14 protein-coding genes and 2 pseudogenes are annotated in these 24,212 nt (G+C 39.2%); 5 read left to right on the top strand and 11 right to left on the bottom strand.

Translation table 11 applies throughout. The annotated features are described in order from the left end of the window. Positions 1-177: 177 nt before the first annotated feature. Positions 178-750, bottom strand: a complete 573-nt coding sequence (locus KHA94_RS17640) for a DUF5643 domain-containing protein (RefSeq protein ID WP_213103448.1) — start codon at positions 748-750, stop codon at positions 178-180. Positions 751-764: 14 nt separating this feature from the next. On the opposite strand from KHA94_RS17640, the pseudogene KHA94_RS17635 reads away from it, so the two are divergent. Then, positions 765-1,058: pseudogene (locus KHA94_RS17635) on the top strand (GNAT family N-acetyltransferase); the annotation flags it as partial. 143 nt (positions 1,059-1,201) lie between these two features. Here KHA94_RS17635 and KHA94_RS17630 read toward each other — a convergent pair. The 4 genes and pseudogenes from KHA94_RS17630 to KHA94_RS17615 all read right to left on the bottom strand — a co-directional run bounded on the left by KHA94_RS17630 (position 1,202) and on the right by KHA94_RS17615 (position 4,836). After that, complete coding sequence (locus tag KHA94_RS17630; RefSeq protein ID WP_213103447.1) at positions 1,202-2,614, bottom strand: HAMP domain-containing sensor histidine kinase; 1,413 nt, start codon at positions 2,612-2,614, stop codon at positions 1,202-1,204. After that, the gene (locus KHA94_RS17625) at positions 2,598-3,278 is read right to left on the bottom strand and encodes a response regulator transcription factor (RefSeq protein WP_213103446.1); all 681 of its coding nucleotides are present in this window, start codon (positions 3,276-3,278) and stop codon (positions 2,598-2,600) included. The genes KHA94_RS17630 and KHA94_RS17625 overlap by 17 nt, the downstream gene beginning before the upstream one ends. Positions 3,279-3,818: 540 nt before the next feature. Continuing rightward, positions 3,819-4,295: pseudogene (locus KHA94_RS17620) on the bottom strand (DJ-1/PfpI family protein); the annotation flags it as partial. 136 nt (positions 4,296-4,431) lie between these two features. Beyond that, positions 4,432-4,836: a VOC family protein gene (locus KHA94_RS17615; protein WP_213103444.1), complete on the bottom strand. Its 405-nt coding sequence runs from the start codon at positions 4,834-4,836 to the stop codon at positions 4,432-4,434. Between the two features lie 410 nt (positions 4,837-5,246). On the opposite strand from KHA94_RS17615, the gene KHA94_RS17610 reads away from it, so the two are divergent. Next, positions 5,247-5,600 (top strand): VOC family protein, encoded by a 354-nt coding sequence (locus KHA94_RS17610; protein ID WP_213103443.1) that lies wholly within the window; start codon positions 5,247-5,249, stop codon positions 5,598-5,600. A 571-nt stretch (positions 5,601-6,171) separates the two neighbouring features. Here KHA94_RS17610 and KHA94_RS17605 read toward each other — a convergent pair. After that, the gene (locus KHA94_RS17605) at positions 6,172-10,524 is read right to left on the bottom strand and encodes a S8 family serine peptidase (protein ID WP_213103910.1); all 4,353 of its coding nucleotides are present in this window, start codon (positions 10,522-10,524) and stop codon (positions 6,172-6,174) included. A gap of 158 nt (positions 10,525-10,682) precedes the next feature. Then, entirely contained in the window at positions 10,683-15,035 is a 4,353-nt protein-coding gene (locus KHA94_RS17600; RefSeq protein WP_213103442.1) for a S8 family peptidase, read from the bottom strand. 968 nt (positions 15,036-16,003) lie between these two features. On the opposite strand from KHA94_RS17600, the gene KHA94_RS17595 reads away from it, so the two are divergent. After that, positions 16,004-17,065 (top strand): tetratricopeptide repeat protein, encoded by a 1,062-nt coding sequence (locus KHA94_RS17595; protein ID WP_213103441.1) that lies wholly within the window; start codon positions 16,004-16,006, stop codon positions 17,063-17,065. Between the two features lie 242 nt (positions 17,066-17,307). Here the strand turns inward: KHA94_RS17595 and KHA94_RS17590 are convergent, their stop codons facing one another. From KHA94_RS17590 to KHA94_RS17575, 4 genes are all read right to left on the bottom strand, one after another. Next, entirely contained in the window at positions 17,308-18,822 is a 1,515-nt protein-coding gene (locus KHA94_RS17590) for an acetyl-CoA hydrolase/transferase family protein (protein ID WP_213103440.1), read from the bottom strand. A gap of 130 nt (positions 18,823-18,952) precedes the next feature. Then, positions 18,953-19,597: a LytTR family DNA-binding domain-containing protein gene (locus KHA94_RS17585; RefSeq protein WP_213103439.1), complete on the bottom strand. Its 645-nt coding sequence runs from the start codon at positions 19,595-19,597 to the stop codon at positions 18,953-18,955. Positions 19,598-19,736: 139 nt separating this feature from the next. Next, on the bottom strand, positions 19,737-20,126 hold the full coding sequence (locus tag KHA94_RS17580; protein ID WP_249365585.1) for a hypothetical protein: 390 nt from the start codon (positions 20,124-20,126) through the stop codon (positions 19,737-19,739). Between the two features lie 246 nt (positions 20,127-20,372). Further along, positions 20,373-20,555, bottom strand: a complete 183-nt coding sequence (locus tag KHA94_RS17575; RefSeq protein WP_213103438.1) for a histidine kinase — start codon at positions 20,553-20,555, stop codon at positions 20,373-20,375. 664 nt (positions 20,556-21,219) lie between these two features. On the opposite strand from KHA94_RS17575, the gene KHA94_RS17570 reads away from it, so the two are divergent. Both KHA94_RS17570 and KHA94_RS17565 read left to right on the top strand, forming a co-directional pair. Then, positions 21,220-22,116, top strand: coding sequence for a DMT family transporter (locus KHA94_RS17570; RefSeq protein ID WP_213103437.1), 897 nt, complete (start codon positions 21,220-21,222; stop codon positions 22,114-22,116). A gap of 500 nt (positions 22,117-22,616) precedes the next feature. After that, complete coding sequence (locus tag KHA94_RS17565; protein ID WP_213103436.1) at positions 22,617-24,170, top strand: hypothetical protein; 1,554 nt, start codon at positions 22,617-22,619, stop codon at positions 24,168-24,170. Positions 24,171-24,212: the final 42 nt, after the last annotated feature.

The following is a 24,212-nucleotide window of genomic DNA, read 5'->3' as shown; positions in this document are numbered from 1 at the left end:
CCCCGCTTTCCTAATTAATATATATATTCGATTTGTTCTTTTGATAAGTACTGGGTTGCTGCCTTACAAGTTATACTTTAAACGTTGAATGTGTCAGGAAGATGTCAAAGATTGTTTTTTTTAGGAAATAAAAAAGACTGTCCTATAAAAATAAGACAGTCCATTAAAGGTATTAAGTTATTTCTTTAATTCAATTATGATGTCTTCTAAAACAAATTCTTCTTGTCCTTTACCCGGTTTTTCAGGCAGTTTTACTTCCTTAGGACCATCTTTTGTCATTTCCATAGAGGTCTGATTTTCAGAGCTGTAGTTCGTTACATGAGGAGTGACGATTAGCTTCGTTGCATTTGGGTTTAATTTTTCAAAAGTTTTGCTCCAGCTCATATAATATCCATCTTTGCCTGATCCGCCATTTCCTTCACCAGTATATACATTTCCTAAGTCATCTTTTATTTCTAAATCTACATAAGTACCTTGCCACTTATTGCGAATTTCCTCGGAAACGACTTGATCATAGTACATAACAAAGGATACTGGAGTCACGGATATTTTCTCTATATTTACTTGTACACCCTTTTCTTTTACACTTTGGCCTATCAAGCTTGATTTACTTTCTGTTGCATCGATTGAAAAAGCAAAGTCCCAATCTCCTTTAATTTCCTTATCATTTTCTGGAATAGTTATACTGCCAATTTCCCAATTTACTTTGACATTGTCTAGATCAGCTTCACTAAATTCGCTGGACGTCATTAAACCGACATACTTGTTATACTGGGATCAAAGAAGAATTGCCTGCTCCTAATAGAGAGATCGGTTATGCTATTTCAAAGCATTATAGAAATAAAGGATATACCACAAAAGCAGCAAAAGGATTGATTAACTATTTGTTTGAGAATACGAATGTTGAGCTTTTGAATGCCGTTGCACGAATAGACAATGTAAGCTCAAATAAAGTTATCCAAAAGATCGGGTTCCATTTTATTGGTGATATTGAAATTAAAGAACAAAAGTATTACCACTATACCCTTCATAAAAATGAGTGGGAAAAAGAAAGTTAATTGAGCGAAAATATGTAGTGCTCACCCTTAAGTAGGAGGAGAGCTTTTCTTATTCAATCAAAGGCACAATAAATGAAAATAATTCAGGAGCTTGAAATGATCATTCAAGCTCCTTTTAAAAGCGAATAACACAGTGAAAAATTTTACTTTGGCAGAATAATTCTAAATGTCGTTCCTTCGGAGGAGCTTGAAATTAGCAGGAGATCGCCTCCTAATGATTGGGCAATCATCTTGCTAAATGGCAAGCCCAATCCAAGCCCCCTTACTTTATACTTCTTCCCTTCTCCTCTAAAAAACCGTTCAAAGATAAGGTCTTGTTCCTCTACTGGTATTCCAGTACCTGTATCCTTTATATCAATTGTTATTTGATCCGATTGTTCAGCAACATTCACCATAATACTTCCATGACCTTCAATCGCATGTTTTGCATTATTAAGGAGATTTGTCATGATCTGCTGAAGCCGAATTGGATCTACATGTATCTCCCTGCTTTCATTAAGCAGAGTTACAGATAAATCAATTAGATCGTCATCCTGAACAATCTCCCACTGATGGATAGATTCAGCTAATAGTTCATTAATGTTACGTTTTTCTATTGTTACTGGAACAGCATTTGCTGCAAAGGTATTAAAAGCTAACAGGTCTTCCACCATTTTTTTCATTTTAGTTGTTTCGATTAAAGACAGCGCCAAAAATTCTTTTGCCTCTTCTCCTGTTACAACTTCATCATTTAATGCCTGCAGCAGCCCGCTGATCGAAGTGACTGGTGTTTTTAATTCATGTGTTACGCCTGCTAATAATTCTGTTCGCAGTGTTTCTAGCTTTTGAAGACGTGTTGACATTTCCTTAAAAGAGTTAACGAGTTCATAAACTTCCTGCACTTTCATATCGTCAGGCAGATGTATATTATAATCACCCTCTTGAACCTGTTTGGCAGCTCTTGCCACATCTTTTATTGGATTCGATAATCGTCTTGATAAGTAATAGACCGCTGCCCAGCCAAGAAGAGCAAGACCGATAATCATAATTGCTAATTGCCGATATTCTTGATTCACGCTAGTTAAATTATCTTCGGATTCAATAATGATAACCCAGCCTAAAAATATTGATTGTGTTTCAATTTCTTCTTTTACTACATAGAAATTACGCTTTTCATCAAGCTTTAACTTTTGAACATTATCTTTATCTTCCAAAATAGCTTGTGGAAACTGCCGAAACATTCGGTCTGATGGCCTATTACTTGAGAGAATGGTTCCCATACTATCCACTATATATATTGAAGGGTCACTTTTATAATCCATAATCTGTCCTCGATCCAATAATAATCCAGAAAGCTCATCTCTTGGAATTGGTCGGCCTTCACTAATATCAACGATGCGATTCGCCATTTCCTCTGCTAATAATTTCGTCATGCTTAATCGATGCTGAAGTGTAGTATGCCTTATCCACATGGCAGAAATAATCGCTATGACAATAAGGCCAATACATAAGGTGAGTAAATAACGGCTCGTCCAAAATTTACTTAATGGTACTCTTTTATTATCTTTGGTATACACAAAATTGATACCCCAATCCCCTTAGTGTCTTTATTTCTCCTTCTGTCTCTGGCCATTTATGGAGTGACCTTCTTAATCTTTTTATTGCTAAATCAACCGCACGATCACTGCCTTCATATTCCCAACCCCATACATGCTCAATGAGTTGATCTCGAGTGAAGGTTTGATTGGGGTGCTCCGATAGAAACATCAGCAATGACAAATCACGTGGTGTAAGTTCAACTTCCTCTCCACCAATCGTAACACGATGAGCTTTAAGATCAATTTGCAATTGGCCAAAGCTTTTTTTCGGACCTTCGTTAATATCTGATCTTCTTAAAACAGCATTTACTCTTGCAACCACTTCATCGGCGATAAATGGTTTTGGTATATAATCATCTGCTCCGCCATTCAGGCCATTCAATCGATAATTCACATCACTGAGAGCAGTCAGCATAATAACAGGACATGTGCTCTTTTTACGAATTTCATTTAATATAGCCCAGCCATCCTTCCCCGGCAGCATGACATCCAGCAATACCAAAGCAGGATTATACATATCGAACTTTTCAAGCGCTTCATTTCCATTAAAAGCCTGTACTATATCGAAATTCGCCTTTTGCAAATAAACCTTTAACACTTGGCTAATAGGAATTTCATCTTCAACAATTAATATCTTCTTCATCGCTTATCTCCCTGAAAAAGTATATGAGTTACTTTACTAAACTCATCATACCTCTACACATTTATTCTTGTCTATTTCATTCACTTTAACAATTCACTACGTCAGAAAAATGTCAAATATTAATTTTGCGATAAAATATTAGAAAAACTTGGTGCTCACCAAGTCTTTTTGCGAATTCCTTTGTGATTGGGCTCCATTCATTGGCTTTGGTTACCGATTCGATGTCGGTTTTCTCTTCTCGGTCACATTGAGCTCTTCTTTGTGACCGAGTGGGTCGTGTTTGTACTTTGGTGACCGATTTTCATTTTCCCTTCACGATTGGTCACCTAGGCATCTAATCTATCCTCAGTTAATATTTTTTTAAATACAAATAGCCGAGAGAAGACTACTCCCTCGGCTGAGTGCTCACTTTACAAAACCTACAATGATAATTCAATAGCAATAGTCATTTTCATCATTACTTATAGTATGGTTCTCTTTGATGTATCTAAAGAGGATTTTAGAAAAACTTGGTGTTCGCCATGCCCTTCTTAATTTTTTCTAATCATCCATTTCCATGTAGTGATTTCTTTTGCCAATGTAAAAATCTATTGATTCGTCACGTACGTCTCTAATCATTTTATTTAACTGAATCCCAAAATCTACATAAGCATGGCCTTGGGCCGTTATGATATTTTTTTCTTTAACTAGCGGTTCATAACTAAACTTTTCTTCATCAAAACAATTTAAAAAGTTCCTTTGTTCCTTAGATAAAGTGACTGTATAGGGAATATCCTTTAAAACTCCTGATTTGGCTAAAACGTATACCCCACTGCAAATTGCTCCAATCACTTTTCCTAGCTTTGCAAAGTTTTTAACCCATTCAAATAATTCATTTGCATACGCTATTGGTCGTAAGTCTCCCCCAGGAATGATGAGAACATCATATTCTGAATGAAGGGTTTCTTTTATTGTCAAATCAGGAATTGTATTCAATCTTGCTTCAGATTTACAAGGACTCTTCTCTAAAGCCATTGTATATAAATCATGTGTATCCCCTTAGCATAGAGATCGCTGTCGCTATTTCAAATTCACAATAACCTTCAAACAATAATAATAATGCTTTTTTTCTATTCATTATAGAGGCTCCTTTTTTATTCAAAGGACGATTCTTTTAACTTATTTCGATCGGTAAAGTAAGCTGCCAAGAAACGCCGAACTTATCGTTAATCCAACCAAATTTCTTACTAAAGCCATAGTTATCTAATGCCATAAGAACACCGCCGCCTTCAGATAGACTTCCATATAGTCTATCGATTTCCTCTTCGTTATCACATGTGATAAACAAGGAAAATGAAGGTGTAAACGTAAATTCATGCTTAATATTACTATCGATGCACATAAATTCTTGGCCTTTTAATGAAAAGGTCGCCTTCATAACACTTCCCTCTTGGCCTCCTTGATTAGGACCATAACGTATGATGCTGGTTATTGATGAATCCTCAATTAAAGCAGTGTAATAATTCATCGCTTCTTCAGCATTTCCTTGGAACATCAAGAATGGTGTTATTTTTTCCATTGTGTATTACCTCCAAAATTTTTTCTTCTCTGTTTTTTCTATTAGTAGTTTCAATTCGATATTCTTGAAATATTTTCATTCAGCTACCACTTTTTCATTATAGCTTCTAAGGCATATTCCTTTAAATATAATACCCTTAAATTAATACTAGTTTCCCTTTTTTTAAAATAATCGTGGAAAAGTGGAAACAAAGCTTCGTTAGTTTCCAAATTTAAAGATATTCGCAAAAAAGGTGGAAACAAAAGACTAATAGTTTCCCATTTTTTAAAATAATCGTGGAAAAGTGGAAACAAAACTTCATTAGTTTCCAAATTTAAAGATATTCGCAAAAAAGGTGGAAACATAGAGGTGAATTCCAACATTTGCTGAATAACAATAGAATAACAATTTTTTGAAAGGAAGGGATTAGAATGGGACGAGTAATAGGATTCGAACTAAGCAGTCAGGAGCCTGAAAAAGCAGCTGAATTTTACTCGAAAGTTTTTGGTTGGGATGTTGCGGAGCCTCATTGGGATTATTGGGCTGTTACCACCGGGAAAGATGATAAACCCGGAATTAACGGCGGAATTGGAAAAGGGCCAAATGATTTCCCTTTTGGCACGCGTATTCAAATTGAAGTTGATTCAATGGATGAAGCGATCATGAAAGCCAAAGACAATGGTGCGATGATCGTACGAGATAAGATGGAGTTTGATGACTTTTATCTTGCATTCTTAGTAGACCCTGTAGGACTTGGAATCGGTCTTATCGAAATGAAAAAATAATCAAAAAGCCAAAAAGAGGCTGTCTTAAAACTTAAGATCGTATTTCTATATTTCATAAGCATAATAAGAAGCAATACAAAGTTGGAAAATCGACTTATGTAATGCTTTTTTGTTAAGAGAAAGGCTGATGAGATCACTTCATAGAATGACATTAGATTTAGCTACTTATACATTAGTAAAATTATTGAGGAATAAACGAGTAAAGTTTGCGGAAGGTCCTTCATACACTCGGATCAATGAGTACACTAGTCCCACATGCTACTTGAACCAATCGGGCTTTTACGGGTAGTTGATCCCCCACTTATCCTTTTCTAGTTCCCTAAAGTCTTGAAGTGGAGGTCTTACTGCCCGTTAATGCGGGATAAAGGTGATCCGCCTAAAAAAGGGGAGCAAATCGATTTGAAATCGAATCGAAAGTCAAATTTAAAAAAGCCGGGATTGGCAAATGGAAGCATCCATCAACCAATCACCGGCTATATTTGTTTTAGAGTCCTCATTTCACCTTACCCATTTAGGATATAAGTGAAAGGTGATTCTATGGTCTACTCTTCTATTTTATTCAAGCCATGATTTAGTTAGGTTTTACGTTGACATACACTTTACCAGCGGCTTTTTGACGAGATTCATTTCCGTAATCGTCTCTCATTACCACTTCAATCACAGCACCGTTGACCTTTCCTTTTGGTGCCTTCCATGTACCAACATAGTGACCTTCTCCTTGCTCTATTAACACTATTTCAGCAGTAGTGGCGGTTGCGGTTGCATAGGCTGAAGTTGCACGGACCGAGAAGAAACCACTAATTCCTGGCTCACTATCTAGTTCGATGGTCAATGTGTCACCATGTTTTATCACCACATTTTGAGCGGGTTGTAAGTTTTCAATCGCAGGTGGATTAAACTTGGTGTAAACAGTGACTTCTTTGCTAGTTTCATTTCCAGCGCGGTCCTTAGCAGTGACAGTAAATTTGTTTTCTCCATTATTGAGTAGTACATCTATGGAGTAGGAGCCATCTTCTGCAACATTCGCTTTTTGACCATTTGCGGTGACTTCTGCTAGATATGGATCAGTTGCTTTTCCTTCGATCGTAACCGATTTCTGATTGGTTTTGAAGCCTTCAGCAGGTTTGATGATAGTTAGTTCTGGTTTTTCTTGGTCAAGGATGATCTTCACTGGCTCAGACGGATACGTACTGCCTCGAACGGTAGAAGAGGTAGCAGTCAGTACGTTTTCTCCGTTTTGGAGAGTCACATCTACAGTGAAGGTGCCATCCTTTCTGGCTGGTGTGGTAGCCACTTCTTCGCCTTTATTGAACAGATGAACCTGGGTAGTAGGTGTAGCTTTTCCTTCTACCGTAATAGTAGATTGATTGGTGTAGGCTGCATCTTTAGGCGTTGTGATTACTGGAGTCATCGCTTCAAAGTCTACCCGTGCCCGAATCATCATATTTCCATCCTCTTTAGGGGATTGGGACCAACTTCCGTTATTCAGTTGCCAGCTATGACCTACGTTTCGACTGCTTTTATCAGCAGCGAGTGCTGGTGTATACGGGTAAGCGTTTTGTTGGATATAAACCATATAGAAGTCGCCGTTTACCACGACTCCTTCGCTTTTCAGATCAACAACTGTCCATTGCCCGTTCTTTAGTGCAGTCGCATTAAATGGCCCCGCTACTTTTTTACCAGGAGCACCATTCGGTCCACTAGCATCATAGATGGCAACCTGAAAAGCTGTTCCACCTGGAACCGGCCATGTGTCATCCCAGAGACGGAAGAGACCAGCGGTGATTAAGGCTCTATTTTTGCCTTCAGGTAGAGACATTTTTACAGCCCAACCATTTCCAGCAGTATTCCAAGCGCGAGCGTCTTCTTCGGTACCATCATCATAGCCAATCTCACCAGGATAGCCGATAAATGGTTGTAACGGAATGTTTTGTTCGATATTTCCGTTTGCTGGAATGGTAATCGTGATATCTTGGCGCTGATAGAAAGGCGCCGATACATGTAAGGTATAGGTTCCTTCATAGGCAGTGATGGAGAAGCGTCCGTTTTCATCTGTTTGTATAGGTTGAATGAGCGCGTCTTCGATCAGAGAGAGTGTTGCGTTAGCGAGCGGCTGACCGGTCTGCTTGTTTGTGACCGTTCCGCTAACCGTTCCTTGCGGCATCGGGTTTAAGGTAAAGTTGGCTTCAACTGTACCATCGGCAGGAATATTCACTCGTTGATCTGTAGAGTAATATCCATATGATTCAGCACGTAAGGTGACCTCACCAGCAGGATGAATCATACCATAGCTACCATCAGCTGGGTTGGTGATCACAGAACGTCCGGATTCAAGCACGCTCACTGTAGCTCCAAGCGGCAGGGACATGGGTTGGACTGCTGCCTGCGTGATCGTGGCGGTAGGTGCCATCACGTTTTGTATTTCTGTTGGTTTGATTGCTTCCGGGTTGACTGCTTTTTTATTGTTTTGTGGCTCATTTTCCAATTGTCTAGCTAGCAGCTTGTCTTGTTGTACATCTTCTAGTTCTATATTGGCTGTGGTAAGTGGTGTATTGCTTAAGGCGACATCATCGATATACCAACCTGCTTTCACGTTAGTAAAGTTTGTGATGATGTTAAAGGCGATATAGATTCGTTGACCAGCATAGGCGGATAGATCAATTTGGCGTTGAGTCCATGTCTGAGAATTACCAGTAAAGCGGGACAGCTGTTCCCAGTTTTGTTGGTCTGTCGATACAAGCACATGACCATAGTCGTAGCTTTCAATTTGATACCAGTCATTAAATTGCAGATAGGCGTTACCTTCAGGCAGGACGATGGGGGGCATCATCAAGCTCATATTGGCATTGTTGCCATAGTAACCTTTTAAATTGGTTCCGTACACTTTTTCACCAGAAGCGGCGTTTCCTGGTCCATTGGCAAAGGCAGGCACTCCCCACTCCCAAGTGTTTTGGGTACCGTAGGAGATCCAACCAGTTGGTTGAGATTCAAAATCTTGATAGTAACCGGTGCTTATTCCAGGGCTGACTGGTACTACGTAATCGTCAGAAGTAACCACGTTTTGCCCAAAGTCCTTGATGCGCCAATGATAGGTAAGGGTTGGGACCTGTACGGCATCAGCCGGAATCACGGCTTGGTACGTTCCGCTCTTATAGTCACCTACGGTACGAACTGCCGACACTGTTTGCCATTCGGCAGTTTCGCTTGCACGGTATTGCAGCTCTACACTGATTACACTGACATTGTCTTGTACTTGAACAGTAAGAGGTAATGTCATATTCGAATAAGTTTCCGTTAGAGCGGTATGCTGATAAGTTGGATTTTCAGTATCTTGACCTTCACGAACCACTTGTCCCTGAACTCGGCCTTTTCCGCTGACAATGGAGGAGACAGCGTCATAGGCGTTAACTAGACCATGACCATAACCAGTGTTTGGTGAAGTTGGATAGAGTGAGTCAGTTAATGGGATTGCCGTATCAAATAAAATTCGTTCAATTTGATCAACGGTAAGAGAAGCGTTCGCCTGTTTGATCAAGGCAACAACCCCAGAAACTTGTGGTGCAGCCATCGATGTTCCGTCCTTGGTTCCATAGCTGCTACCTGGTAATGCAGAACGAATGTTTGCACCCGGTGCGGAAATATCTGGCTTCACTTCTCCGTATGGCGAAGGACCGCGTGCGGAGAAAGAAGCAAGCTGATTATTACTATCCGTTGCGCCAGTAGCGAACGATTCTGGATAGGTGCCTGGGATGGAGATGCTTCCATTAGTCGGACCGGCATTTCCAGCAGAGAACGAAGGGAAAATTTCAGCTGCTCGCCAGTTTTGCACCATTGGGCGATACCAGTCATCTTTTCCTGCTCCACCACCCCAGGAGTTGTTCACTACGTCAGGTGCTTTTTCTGGATGCGGGTTGCCCTCAGCATCTTTTGGAGCTAAAATCCATTCTCCAGCTTCCAGCAGATCAACTTGGGTTCCACCAGTCGTGGTAAAGGCTTTTACAGCAATCCATTTTGCACCTGGAGCCACACCGATTTGGTTCGTGCCATTAGGCTCAGAGCCCACCATTGTTCCTGTGACGTGGGTACCATGGCCAACGGTATCATTAGGTGCAGCTTGTCCAGAAACAGCGTCAAACCAGTTGTAAGTGTTATCAGGTTGATCTGGATTGGCTGGATTGTAACCCCGATACTTTTCTTTTAAAGCAGGGTGATCCCACTGAACTCCTGTATCGATACTAGCGACTACAATTCCTGTACCATCAATACCTGTATTTTTCCAGACTTGTGGTGCCTCGATTCGTGCAATATTCCATTCGATTGAAGTGGTGTCTGCTTGGGTATCAGCTGTTGGTTGGATGGATGTTTCACTGCTTTCATTTGAGCTCAGCTGTACCGTTTCGTTGGGCAGGATTTTTTCGACTTCAGGGAAGGTAGCAAGCTTGTCCATCACTTGTTTGGTTCCTGTTACCGCCATGCCATTGACGATATAGAAGGATTGAAACTCTTCGACATTTCCCTTCTTTTTTTCTTGATCCAGATAGGTTTTGATCGAGTATTGAGTTTCGCTAGCTTTAGCGCGAAGGGAAGAAACGACAGCAGAGCGTTTCATCAATTCGGTTTTGGCAGCAGTTTGTTTTTGAGCTTTAGCTTTTTTAGCTGTTTCGGTGGCAACTTTGTTTGTATCCACTTGATCTTTTAATTTTAATAAAAATGTAACCGTTTCATTCTTATTAAACTGATCGTTCAGTTTTTTATCTATCTTTGTTTCCACATTGTCAGATACTGCCTTAGAACTTTCATGAAGAGAAATACTTGCATCGGAGTTGGAATTAGCCAAAGCGAACTGAGGTAAAAAAGTAGAGATCAACAATAATGCACATAAAATAAAACTAAATGCGACCTGGCCATGTCTTTTCCTTTTTATCAATTTGAATCCTCCCTAAATTTGCTGGCATTAAAAATTGCGTTACAGAGCTGTATTTTTTTATTGAAGATGGCCACCAACTGTTGTAGATGGCCACCAACTTGCTTTATTTTATAAATGTTTTTTACATTGAAACTATTAATCTATCAATCAAAGATTTATTTAGGTTTTACGTTGACATACACTTTACCAGTGGCTATTTGACGAGATTCGTTTCCGTAATCGTCTCTCATCACCACTTCAATCTCAGCACCATTGAACTTTTCTTTTGGTGCCGTCCAGGTACCAACATAATGACCTTCTCCTTGCTCTATTAACACTATTTCAGCAGAAGTGGCGGTGGCGGTTGCATAGGCTGAAGGTAAGCGGATCAAGAAGAAACCGCTAATTCCTGGCTCACTATCTAGTTCGACGGTTAACTTATCACCCGTTTTTATCACCACATTTTGAGCGGGTTTTAAATTTTTGATCGCAGGTGGATTAAACTTGGCGTAAACAGTGACTTCCTTGCTAGTTTCATTTCCAGCGCGGTCCTTAGCAGTGACGGTAAATTTGTTTTCTCCATTATTGAGTAGTACATCTATAGAGTAGGAGCCATCTTCTGCAACATTCGCTTTTTGACCATTTGCGGTGACTTCTGCTAGATATGGATCAGTTGCTTTTCCTTCGATCGTAACCGCTTTCTGATTCATCTTGAAGCCTTCAGTAGGTTTGGTGATGGTTAGTTCTGGTTTTGCCTGGTCAAGGATGATCTTCACTGGCTCAGACGGATCCGTGCTACCTCGATCGGTAGAAGAGGTAGCTGTCAGCACGTTTTTTCCGTTTTGGAGAGGCACATTTACGGAGAAGGTGCCATCCTCTCTGGTTGGTGCGGCAGCTATTTCTTCACCATTATTAAAGAGATGAACTAGGGCAGTAGGTGAAGCCTTTCCTTCTACTGTGAAAGTAGGTTGATTGGTGTAGGCTTCATCTTTAGGCGTTGTAATCACTGGAGTCATCGCTTCAAAGTCTACCCGCGCCCGAATCATAACGTTTCCGTATTTTTCAGGGGATTTGGACCAAACTCCGTTATACAGTTGCCAGCTATGACCTGCGTATGGACTGCTTGAATCAGAAGCAAGTGCTGGTGTATATGGGGAGGACTTTGGTTGGATATAGACCATATAGAAGTCGTCGTTTACTATGACTCCTTCGCCTTTCAGATCGACAACTGTCCATTCTCCAATCCTTTGTGCAGTCGCACTCAACGGACCTGCCAATTTTCTACCAGGTGCACCATTCGGTCCACTAGCATCATAGATGGCAACCTTAAAGGCCGGATATGAGTTATCCCCAAGGCGGAAGAGACCAGCGGTGATTAAGGCGCTATTTTTGCCTTCAGGTAGAGACATTTTCACACCCCAACCCCAACCATAATCATTTCCAACAGTATGCCAAATGAGAGCGTCTTCTTCGGTACCATCATCATAGCCAATCTCATTAGGATAGCCGACAAATGGTTGTAACGGAATGTTTTGTTCGATATTTCCGTTTGCTGGGATGGTGATCGTGATATCTTGGCCGTAATAGAGAGGATTGAATACATGTAAGGTATACGTTCCTTCATAGGCAGTGATGGAGAAGCGTCCGTTTTCATCTGTTTGTACAGGTTGAATGAGCGCGTCTTCGATCAGAGAGAGTGTTGCGTTAGCGAGCGGCTGACCTGTTTGCTTGTTTATGACCGTTCCGTTAATAGTTCCTTTCGGGATCGGTTTTAATGTAAAGTTGGCTTCTACTGTACCATCGGCAGGAATATTCACCCGTTGATCTGTAGAGTAATACCCATATGATGTTTCAGCACGTAAGGTGAACTCACCAGCAGGATGAATCATACCATAGCTGCCATCAACTGGGTTGGTGGTCACAGAACGTCCGGATTCGAGCACGCTCACTGTAGCTCCAAGTGGAAGAGACATTGGTTGGACTGCTGCCTGTGTGATCGTGGCGGTAGGTGCCATCACGTTTTGTATTTCTGTTGGTTTGATTGCTTCCGGGTTGACTGCTTTTTTATTGGTTTGTAGCTCATTTTCCAATTGTCTAGCTAGCAGCTTGTCTTGTTGTACATCTTCTAGTTCTACATTGGCTGTGGTAAGTGGTGTATTGCTTAAGGCGACATCATCGATATACCAACCTGCTTTTGTGCCAGTAGAATCTGTGGTGACGTTAAAGGCGATATAGATTCTTTGACCAGCATATGCTGATAAATCGATTCGGCGTTCAATCCATTTCTCAGAGCTACGAGTGATGCTGTACAGCTGTTGCCAGTTTTGTTTGTCTGTCGACACAAGCACCTGACCATAGTCGTAATTTAAAATGGCATACCAGTCTTTAAATTGCAGATAGGCGTTACCTTCAGGCAGGACGATGGGAGGCATCATCAAGCTCATATTGGCATTGTTGTCATAGTTGCCATCTAAATTGGTTCCATACACTTTTTCACCAGAAGCAGCTATTCCTGGTCCATTGGCAAAGGTAGGTACTCCCCACTCCCAAGTGTTTTGGGTACCGTAGGAGATCCAACCATTTGGTTGAGATTCAAAATCTTGATAGTAACCTGTGCTGATTCCAGGTTTGACTGGTACTACGTAATCGTCAGAAGTAACCACGTTTTGTCCATAGTCCGTGATGCGCCAATGATAGGTAAGGGTTGGGACCTGTACGGCATCATCCGGAATCACGGCTTGGTACGTTCCGCTCTTATAGTCACCTGCGGTACGAGTTGCCGCTACTGTTTGCCATTCGGCAGTTTCGCTTGCACGGTATTGTAGCTCTACACTGTCTATCCTGAAATTGTCTTGTACTTGAACAGTAAGAGGTAATACCACATTCGAATATGTTTCCGTTGGAGCGGTATGCAGATATGTTGGATTCTCAATATCTTGATCTTCACTAACCACTTGTCCCTGAACTTGGCCTAGTCCGCTGATTATGGAAGAGACAGCGTTATAGGCGTTCACTAGACCATGACCATAACCATTGTTTGGTGAAGTTGGATAGAGTGAGTCAGTTAATGGGATTGCCGTATCCAATAAAATTTGTTCCATTTCATCAACGGTAAGAGAGGCATTCGCCTGCTTCATCAAAGCAACAACTCCTGCAACTTGTGGTGCAGACATATAAGTTCCATTCCCATTGACTTCATAGCTGCTGCCTGGTACGGAAGAGCGGATGTTTGCACCTGGGGCGGAAATATCTGGCTTCACTTCTCCATATGTCGAAGGACCGCGTGAAGAGAAAGAAACAACTCGATTATTACTATCCGTTGCGCCAATAGCGAAGGATTCCGGATAATTGGCTGGGTTGGAGATGCTTCCAGCTTTTGGACCGTAATTTCCAGCAGCGAACGCAGGGAAAATCTCAGCTGCACGCCAGTTTTGCACCATTGGGCGGAACCATTCATCGGTTCCTGGTGGAAGACCCCAAGAGTTGACCACTACGTCAGGTGCTTTTTCTGGATGTGGATTGCCCTCAGCATCTTTTGGAGCTAAAACCCATTCTCCAGCTTCCAGTAGATCAACTTGGGTTCCACTAGTCGGGGTAAAGGCTTTTACAGCAATCCATTTTGCACCTGGAGCCACACCGATTTGGTTCGTGCCATTAGGCTCAGAACCCACCATTGTTCCTATGACGTGGGTACCACGGCCAACGTTATCACTAGGTGCAGCTTGTCCAGAAACAGCGTCAAACCAGTTGAAAGTGTTATCAGGTTGATCTGGATTGGCTGGGTTGTAACCCCGATACTTTTCTTTTAAAGCAGGGTGATTCCACTGGACTCCTGTATCGATACTAGCGACTACAGTTCCCGTACCATCAATGCCCATATTCCATGCTTGTGGTGCGTCGATTTTTGCAATATTCCATTCGATTGAAGTGGTGTCTGCTTGGGTATCAGCTGTTGGTTGGATGGATGTTTCACTGCTTTCATTTGAGCTCAGCTGTACCGTTTCGTTTGGCAGGATTTTTTCGACTTCAGGGAAGGTAGCAAGCTTCTCCATCACTTCTTTGGTTCCTGTTACCGCCATGCCATTGACGATATAGAAGGATTGAAACTCTTCGACATTTCCCTTCTTTTTTTCTTGATCCAGATAGGTTTTGATCGAGTATTGAGTTTCGCTAGCTTTAGCGCGAAGGGAAGAAACGACAGCAGAGCGTTTCATCAATTCGGTTTTGGCAGCAGTTTGTTTTTGAGCTTTTGCTTTTTTAGCTGTTTCGGTGGCAACATTTTTTGTATCCACTTGATCTTTTAATTTTAATAAAAATGTAACCGTTTCATCCTTACTAAACTGATCATTCAGTTTTTTATCTACCTTTGCTTTCACATTTTTAGATGCTACATCAGAATTTTCAAGCAGAGAAATACTTGCATCGGAGTTGGAATTAGCAAAGGTGAGTTGAGGTAAAAAAGTAGAGACGAGTAACAACATGCATAAAATTAAGTTAACTGCAACAAGACCATGTCTGTTCCTTTTCATCAATTCGACTCCTTTTTTGAAATTTTCTTACATTAAACTTGAGATTCAGTGTTATATTTTTTATTTTTTCAGATGAACACCAACCTTCTATGTATGGATAGATTTAATCTTTCTTTGACCTTTGCTCTCTTTTCCCCCTTGTATGATAATGAATACAATTCGAAGTGTACATTCCCCTTAAAAAATAGTAAATTGGGGGATTTCACTATGAAACAATTAATATTTTTTTTAATACTTTTATACCAAAAAACATCATTTTATCCATATTTAAAAAGAATTTTCGGCTATTTTTAGAAGGAATGTTGTAAATATTGTCTAAATATTTTCAGTCTTTCATTAAAAAGATTGTCATTTAAACAAAGTTAAAATAGAATTTCAAGTTATTATCAGGAAAAATATTTTTTATGATTTTGTCGAAATCAATATTTTTAGTGGTGTATTTTCTCTTAAAATGGGGGAAATAAATATAATTAATAGAATTTTACGAAAACAAGAAAAAACAATTGATTAAAATGTGTATATAGAACTAAAAACTATATGATATATTTGACATTTATTCATTATGTAGAAATATAATATTACGATTTGGTATAGTACTTTTGTTTTATGCAGGCATAGAACAAATAGCAACAAGAGTTACATCCTATGTTTAATTTTCAGAAAAGGAGAAATGTGGGATGATAAGGATAATTAGGATATATTTCTGAATATTGAATAAATATCGAATAAAATTATTAATGTATAACCGCAGGCTTGGCTAGAATTTTATTGTTATCGATATGAAATAGGGGGGCTTTGGTTATGTATGAGGGGAAAATCATTAAGTTTTATCGAGAAAAAAAAAACTCACCCAAGAACAATTAGGAAAAGATATATGTTCAACATCTCATATTAGTAAAATAGAGTGTGCCCAAACAACTTACGCTACAGAAATTACCAATTTATTATGTAAACGACTTGAGATTAATATGGAAGAAGAGTTAACTAAACTTACGAATATCAAACAAAAATTACTGTATTGGCAAGAAACGATTATTATGCAGCTTTATAATGAAATGGATCAAATTAATAGTGAGCTAGAGCATGATGAATTATTAGAAATTTCGAAATATGTATACATGTATCAATTACTCCGAGCTAGGTATTTGCTTATGTATCATAAGTCAAATGAGGCATTTAAAATCCTCAAAAATATTCAAAGAAAATTAAATAGACTCTCACCTTATGAAACCAATTTATTAATGCATACATTTGGTATTTATTATTTAGAAAAACAAGATTATATAAGTGCAATACAATCGTTTAAATCAATTCAAATTACTGTTTATAATAACCCGGAATATTATTATCATCTAGCAGTTGCTTATCACACGACACAATCACCTATGTTAGCATATTATTATGCCGAAAAGGCACATCAATATTTTAAGAACATAAATAACTATCTTAGAGTCATTGATGCAGAGATGCTAATGCTTATTCAAGTAAAAAATGACTTCAGTACAGATGATGAAATTATTAAACGATTAAAAAATTTAATTAAGAGTTGTGAATTATGTAATGCCCTTGATCGGAAAGCAAGAGTATTGCATAATCTTGCATTTGAATATTTACGAAGGTCTAACTATGAGCTAGCAAGTATTTATTATAAGGAATCTATGTCAATAAAAGATCAAGTATCGAATTCCTATTTACTTTCTTTAGAGGGGTATATTCGAAGTTCATTAGAAGGAGGACTTTTACCAAAAAATGAACTTATTCTACTTGCTGAAAATGGGTTTACGATTGCAAAAAATATGAATTCATTATTATATATTCATCTTTTTAAACTCCTTATCTATTTATTAAAATGTAAAGAGAAAGAATATCATCAATATTTAGTCGATAAAGCATTACCAATGTTCAGTAAAAATGGATTTTATTATTTAATTGAACGCTCGAATAAAGAATTATTTAATTATTATTCCACGATGAGATTAAATGATCAGGCAATGGAAATCGCTAAATTACTCATAAAAAAGTTAATATAAAGAACACTCGTCGACTGGCTAGCATTTTAAGGCCAAGATTTAAGGCATAGTTGCACTTATACTTAATAGACCACTTCACTTAGGAATTAAACGAAAAGTGGTCTCATGGATGACTTATGAAACCACTTCACTTAGGGATCAAGCAAAAAGTGGTCTCACGGTTACCTGATGAGACCACTTCTTAAACTATTTAATAGGTTATATGAACCCCACTGATTATACTTTATTTGAAATTATATATTTTATACCGTCGCTGGTACAGCCTTTAACATCGTTCCATTCTTAGCAAAATCCGTATGCCATGAAAGAGCTTTTTCCAAAACATGAGGAGTTTGTCCACCTCTTGTTAATGCTTCTTGATAATATTCACGAAGCTGGTCACGGTACATTGGATGAGCACAATTTTCAATAATTAGTTCTACGCGCTGTCTTGGTGCTAGTCCTCGCAGGTCTGCGTAGCCCTGCTCCGTAACAATCACGTCCACATCATGTTCAGTATGATCCACATGTGATACAAAAGGGACAATGCTTGAGATTTTACCGTCTTTAGCAATTGATTTCGTGACAAAAATCGCAAGACGTGCATTCCTTGCAAAATCACCCGAGCCACCGATGCCATTCATCATTTTCGTACCTAATACATGTGTAGAGTTCACATTTCCATAAATATCTAGCTCTAATGCTGTATTAATGGAAATCAAACCAAGACGACGAATGATTTCAGGATGATTCGATATTTCCTGTGGTCTCATAATTAGACGATCACGGTATTTATCAAAGTTCGAGAATACTTCCTTCATTTTATCATCGGATAAAGTGATGGAGCAGCATGAAGCAAAGCTAACTTTTCCTGCATCCATTAAATCAAACACTGCATCCTGCAATACTTCAGAATAAACCTCTAAATTTTCAAATTCTGAATCTAGCATTCCATGAAGAACAGCATTGGCAACTGATCCAATCCCTGACTGAAGTGGAGCAAGCTTTTCCGTCAGTCTTCCCGCTTCAATCTCTTTTCGCAAAAAGGACAATAAGTGCTGAGCCATAATCTTTGTTTCTTCATCAGGTGGAACAATCGTAGACGGTGAATCCACTTGATTCGTAAAAACAATCCCTTTAATTTTTTCTACGTCCACTTTTATTCCCTTCATACCGATTCGATCGTCTACTTTTGTAAGAGGAATAGGATCCCTTTCTCCCTGTTTTCCCGGTTCATACAAATCATGTAAGCCTTCTAATTCTGTAGATTGTGCAAGATTAATTTCCACAATAATGGCTTTTGCATGCTGTGCAAAGGTTAAGGAATTCCCAATTGAAGTGGACGGGATGATCATGCCATCCTCGGTTATAGAAACCGCTTCCAAAATTGCGAAATCAATTGGTTCCATCACATTGGCACGTACTAGCTCAGCCGTATGAGATAAATGCTGGTCGACAAATAAGAAGTCCCCTTGATTAATTCCTCTTCTCATCGTCGGATCTGCTTGGAAAGGTAGCCTTTTATTAATAATCCCCACTTCAGCAAATAATTTATCAACATCTGAACCTAAAGAAGCTCCTGTGTAGACATTCACTTTAAAGGCTTCTGTCTTCGCCCTTTCAACTAATGCAAATGGTACCGCTTTCACGTCCCCCGCACGTGTAAAGCCGCTTAGCCCCAAGGTCATGCCGTCTTGAATCCATGAACCAGCTTCTTCAGGTGAGACAACTCGATCAAGCAAACGTTGATTACTAATTCGTTCAAACCCCTTTTTCATTCCCCATCCCACTCCCATTTATGAAGTTATAATCATTTTACCTATGAAAAAATAGGAAATAGGAGTTTTGGGATTAAATTATAGAAAATTCGGATAAGCTACCACATTTTCTGTATAAAACAGAATATTTCTAAAATCCTAATAGTTTCCGAAAATAACTTGAATAAGATTGGCTTACTGTTAACTGAGCACCATTATCCATTACAAGTAAAAAAGTTGAATGTGTATCAGGATATATTTCCTTTATATGATTGACATTCACGATAAAGGATCGGTGGCAACGAATAAAAGAATCCTTTGGCAGCAAATACTCAAATTCCTGAAGCGAGAATTTATGTGTACCTGAGTACCCCACCGTATGGACAAAGGTTTTCTTATCCTTTGCCTCTAAATACACAACATTCGAAAAGGGAATCGGCCTCCAGCCATCATGGCTTCTCACGGTAACGACCGACTTTCCATCTGTTAATGCAGGATAAATTGCAGTGACACATCCTTCTAATAAGCCATTATGATGAAAAGGTACAGCCATGCCATGATAAGGAACCCCAAATACATCACGATTGATAAACTCAGATACCTTTAGTCCAGTGACGATCGCCTTAAATGCAATCGTTCCTTCCTTTATAGGATCACCAGCCTTAATTTTTAAATCGACACGTTTACTTGGCCGATAATAAACGTATTCCTTCGTATTAGAAACTGCAATTGAAATTTCATCTGAAAATAATTCACCGACAACATCTAAAATTGATATAACCGAAATACTTTCCATTTTCTAACTCCATTCAGATGTAGAAGATTATATTATTTTAATATTATAACATTATTAATAGAGAATTTATTTTATTAAGCCGTAATAATAAAAAGGAACTAAAAAAAGCCCTTATAGGCTCCTAAATGATCTTACAATATTATTTAGACTCTAAATGTTTTACATAGATTGCTTGAGTTGTATTAATTGTTTTGCAGCCTTCTAAATCTTCATCCTTTAAAAGTCCAAGATTCAATGCGGATTTTATTTTTGCTTCGTCTGGTTTCTTCTGAATAAGGTCCGTTAAATTCAATTCCTCTAATCTATGGACAGTAGCTTCCTGTTCATATTTTTCAGTGGTTCTTACTTGCCTTTGCAGCTTGTAATCATTAATAATCATTTCACCTTTAGCATTTTTCCCAATGGTTATGTCAAAATATTGATTGAAAACCTTCTTCAACTCATCTAATTGGGATTCAATCTCTTTTTTCTTAAAATTTAACTCATTGTAATGAACCAGCATTTCTCTTGTAATCAGCGAATTGCTCAATCCTTATCCTCCCCATTCCTCCCTTTCTACTAAATCATATTATGAAATGCCAAAAGATATTCCCTTCATTTCAATCACTATTACTCACAACTTCTTGATGAAGGCATATAGCGGTTGACGCTTTGGGAATAGAATTTGGCGATAACACTATGAGAAAAAGGAAAAGCACTTGAAGCCGGGCACTTCACTTATTTTCCCGGCTTTGAGTACTATAAGAAGAACGTGACATTTACCAAGTCCTTATGCTTAGTTTTTATCTTTATTTGACTTAAATAGGAAAAATGAAATGACTCCTGAAAGAATTGCTGCCCCAACTGAAATCAACACTCTCGTACCATATTCAATTTCCGAATAATCTCTCTTAAGCATCCACATCGCAAGAGCTCCTACAAAGAGCATAATTGGAATAATCAAAGTTAACTTCCGCATCTTCTAACTTCCTTTCTGCATAAAGTGAAACTTCCATCAGTGGGGGTTTTTTTCATCCCCCACTGATGGTTAGTTGCGGCCCACAGGAAGTGGGTCACGCAGACGTTGCCACACGATGTGGCGCTTTTAGTCTGTGTTCATTTTACGGGCTTTTACGGGCAGTTGTCCCCCACCTATCTTCCTCGCTTCTCTCTCAATCTTGAGGTAGGGGTCTTACTGCCCGTTAATGCGGGATAAACCATATAAGGAAAAACCCTATTTTAATAGGATAGCATATTTAATCTAAAGATAAGAATACCCCATATCCAATATAAAGTGAAACTTCCATCAGTGGGGGTTTTCCGACGTACAGGACGTGCTAGTGCCGACGTTGCCACAGGACGTGGCGTTCTTAGTCGGCTTTCATCCCCCACTGATGGTTAGTTGCGGCCCACAGGAAGTGGGTCACGCAGACGTTGCCACACGATGTGGCGCTTTTAGTCTGTGTTCATTTTATGGGCCTTTATGGGCAGTTGATCCCCCACTTAGGTTTCTTTCATTCTCTCGCAACCTTGAAGTGGGGGTCTTACTGCCCGTTAATCTGCGATAAATGGCTATCCCATATTGCGTCCATTACCCTCTCATGATAACTTGTTCTTATGAAATTATGGGTGGGGGGAGCAGATTGAACGCTAAGGCATTTTTATTAGCCTCATTTACAGTCATTATTTGGGGATCTACATTTGCTGCAATTCGAGCAAGTTTACATGGAGGCTATTCATCCGGCCATTTAATCCTTGTCCGTTATCTTATTGCTTCGGGTATCTTTGTCTTGTATGCACTTTGGCCAGGTGTTAAATTTCGGTTGCCAAAAAAGGAAGATCTTCTAAGAATATCAATACTAGCCTTCATTGGCATTAGTATCTATCACATTGGGGTAACTTTCGGTGAACAAACAGTATCTGCAGGTACTGCTGGTATGCTTATCGGTTCAACTCCTATCTTCTCAGCGGTCCTAGCTGTAATTGTATTAAAAGAACGGCTAGGTATACTCGGCTGGGTTGGCCTAGGAATTGGTTTTATAGGGATTGTGATCATCACTTTTGGATCTGGAGAATCTCTAAGAATTTCTCAAGGAGCCCTTTTAATACTGATGTCAGCAATTGCCACATCGGTATTTTTTGTTTTTCAAAAACCACTTTTAAATCGCTATCACCCGATAGAATTAACGGCCTATTTTACTTGGATTGGAACATTGCCTTTTCTTATATTTTCTCCAGGACTTTTTCAAGAATTACAGCATGCAACGATGGAAGCACACCTATCTGCCATTTTTGTTGGTGTATTTCCTGCGGCTATTGGCTATGTTACTTGGGCGCTTGCCCTTTCAATGGGAAAAGCTAGCTCTGTAACAAGCCTGCTGTATTTGGAACCAATCATTGCTATTATCGTTGCATGGATTTGGCTAGATGAGTGGCCAAGTACAATTTCTATCATTGGCGGCATCATTGCGATCTCTGGTGTCCTTTTCGTCAACCTTTTAGGGAAAAAGCGTAAATCAGCATCAGTAGAAGCAGCATAAGGAGATTCATCAGTGGGAGTTTTATTCGTACCCACTGATGGTTAATTGAATTACTCACACATAGCATGCCACCCCTCTGTAGGATTGAACTGCCCCCTTCTAAAAGAATGATTACAGACACAATTCCTGCTATTATATGAATCTCTTTTAATCCTACCCTCATGAATGCAAGGGGTCCGCGAAAAGAAGGAATATATAGAATTAAGCCTGTGACTGCTAAGAAAACCACCACCCAAGCATTCCAAAAATGAAGCTTTTTTAGCTTCTTTCCGTATGGTTTCCTAAACCACTTTTTCATTTGCCACTCTTCCTCATTTTTAAATATCTTTAGTATTTAAAACGATGAATTGTTTGTTTCGGTTTGATTCTTTTAGTTAAATTCATAAATTTTCAGAAGAATCCTACTAAAAAAAATATTTTTTTAATATCAAACCGTTCAAGCAAACAATCCGTTTACTTTAGTGTAGGCAATAAAAAATATATGTTAGGAGAATGTATGTATGAAACGATTTTCTTTTGCTATTGTGATGATTTTGATGACCCTTTCGCTGCTGGCTACTTCCGCATTTGCCGCAGCACCAGATTTTCAAACACTTGGTTTCCCAAATGTAGTCGCGGAGAAAATCATTGATCCCGGAAAAGCTGATTCGATTACATATGGCGATGTAAAAATTGATATCCCTGAAGGTACATTCAAAAATTCAGTAAAATTTCAAGTGTTAGAAGGTCCGTTAGCAGACTTCCAAAAGAATACACCTGATGGAGAAACTGCACTTATGAATTTTGCTTTCAAAGTGACAGACCTTTCTACAAATGAATTAGTCGGAATGTTTGAAAAAGCTGTCATGTTTAGCTATACAAACGACAAAATTAATGCAAACAGCAAATACTATGACACTTTAGAGGATGGAACATTTTCTTTAAATAAAGTTCCGGCAACAATCGAAGGAACTACACTATCTCATCCAATTAAAGGCGCTCCTGTTGGCTGGGCTGTGACTTCTCCTACAGAGGTGAAAAACCCGCCTTCAACAGTGCCAGATTTTCAAACGCTCGGTTTTCCAAATGTAGTTGCAGAGAAGACAATCGAACCTAACAAAGCTGCTTCCATTGAATATGGCGATGTGAAAATCGATATCCCTGAAGGTACATTCAAAAACACAGTGAAATTTCAAGTGTTAGAAGGTCCGTTAGCAGACTTCCAAAAGAATACACCTGATGGAGAAACTGCACTTATGAATTTTGCTTTCAAAGTGACAGACCTTTCTACAAATGAATTAGTCGGCAAGTTTGAAAAAGCTGTCATGTTCAGTTACACAAATGAAAAGATTAATGCAAACAGCAAATACTATGATACTTTAGTGGATGGCACATTTTCTTTAAATAAAGTGCCTGCAACGATCGAAGGAACGACACTGTCTCATCCAATTAAAGGCGCTCCTGTTGGTTGGGCTGTAACTTCTCCTACAGAGGTGAAAAATCCACCTTCAACAGTGCCAGATTTTCAAACGCTTGGTTTCCCAAATGTAGTCGCTGAGAAGACAATCGAGCCTAACAAAGCTTATTCCATTGAGTATGGCGATGTAAAAATCGATATCCCAGAAGGTACATTCAAAAACACAGTGAAATTCCAAGTGTTAGAAGGTCCTTTAGCAGACTTCCAAAAAAATACACCCAATGGAGAAACTGCACTTATGAATTTCGCTTTCAAAGTGACAGATCTTTCAACAAATGAATTAGTCGGCAAGTTTGAAAAAGCTGTCATGTTTAGCTATACAAACGACAAAATTAATGCAAACAGCAAATACTATGACACTTTAGTGGATGGCACATTTTCATTAAATAAAGTGCCTGCAAAGATCGAAGGAACAACACTGTCTCATCCAATTAAAGGAGCACCGGTTGGTTGGGTTGTTACTTCTCCTAATACACCAGTGAAGAACGCAACTTCTCCTGTTACAGGAATGAATGTGATGCCATGGGTTTTTGGAGGAGCTGCCCTTCTTCTTGCAGGGATCGCACTTCCAGTACTAGCTCGCCGCCGTATGAATTAATCGATGACTCGAAAAACTCTTAAGAAGGTATCTGGAGGATTG

This window comes from Cytobacillus citreus (assembly GCF_018343665.1).
GTDB classification, from domain to species: Bacteria; Bacillota; Bacilli; order Bacillales; family Cytobacillaceae; genus Cytobacillus; species Cytobacillus citreus.
The sequence above is the reverse complement of the archived record's forward strand: the minus strand, read 5'-3'. Positions and strand labels throughout refer to the sequence as shown.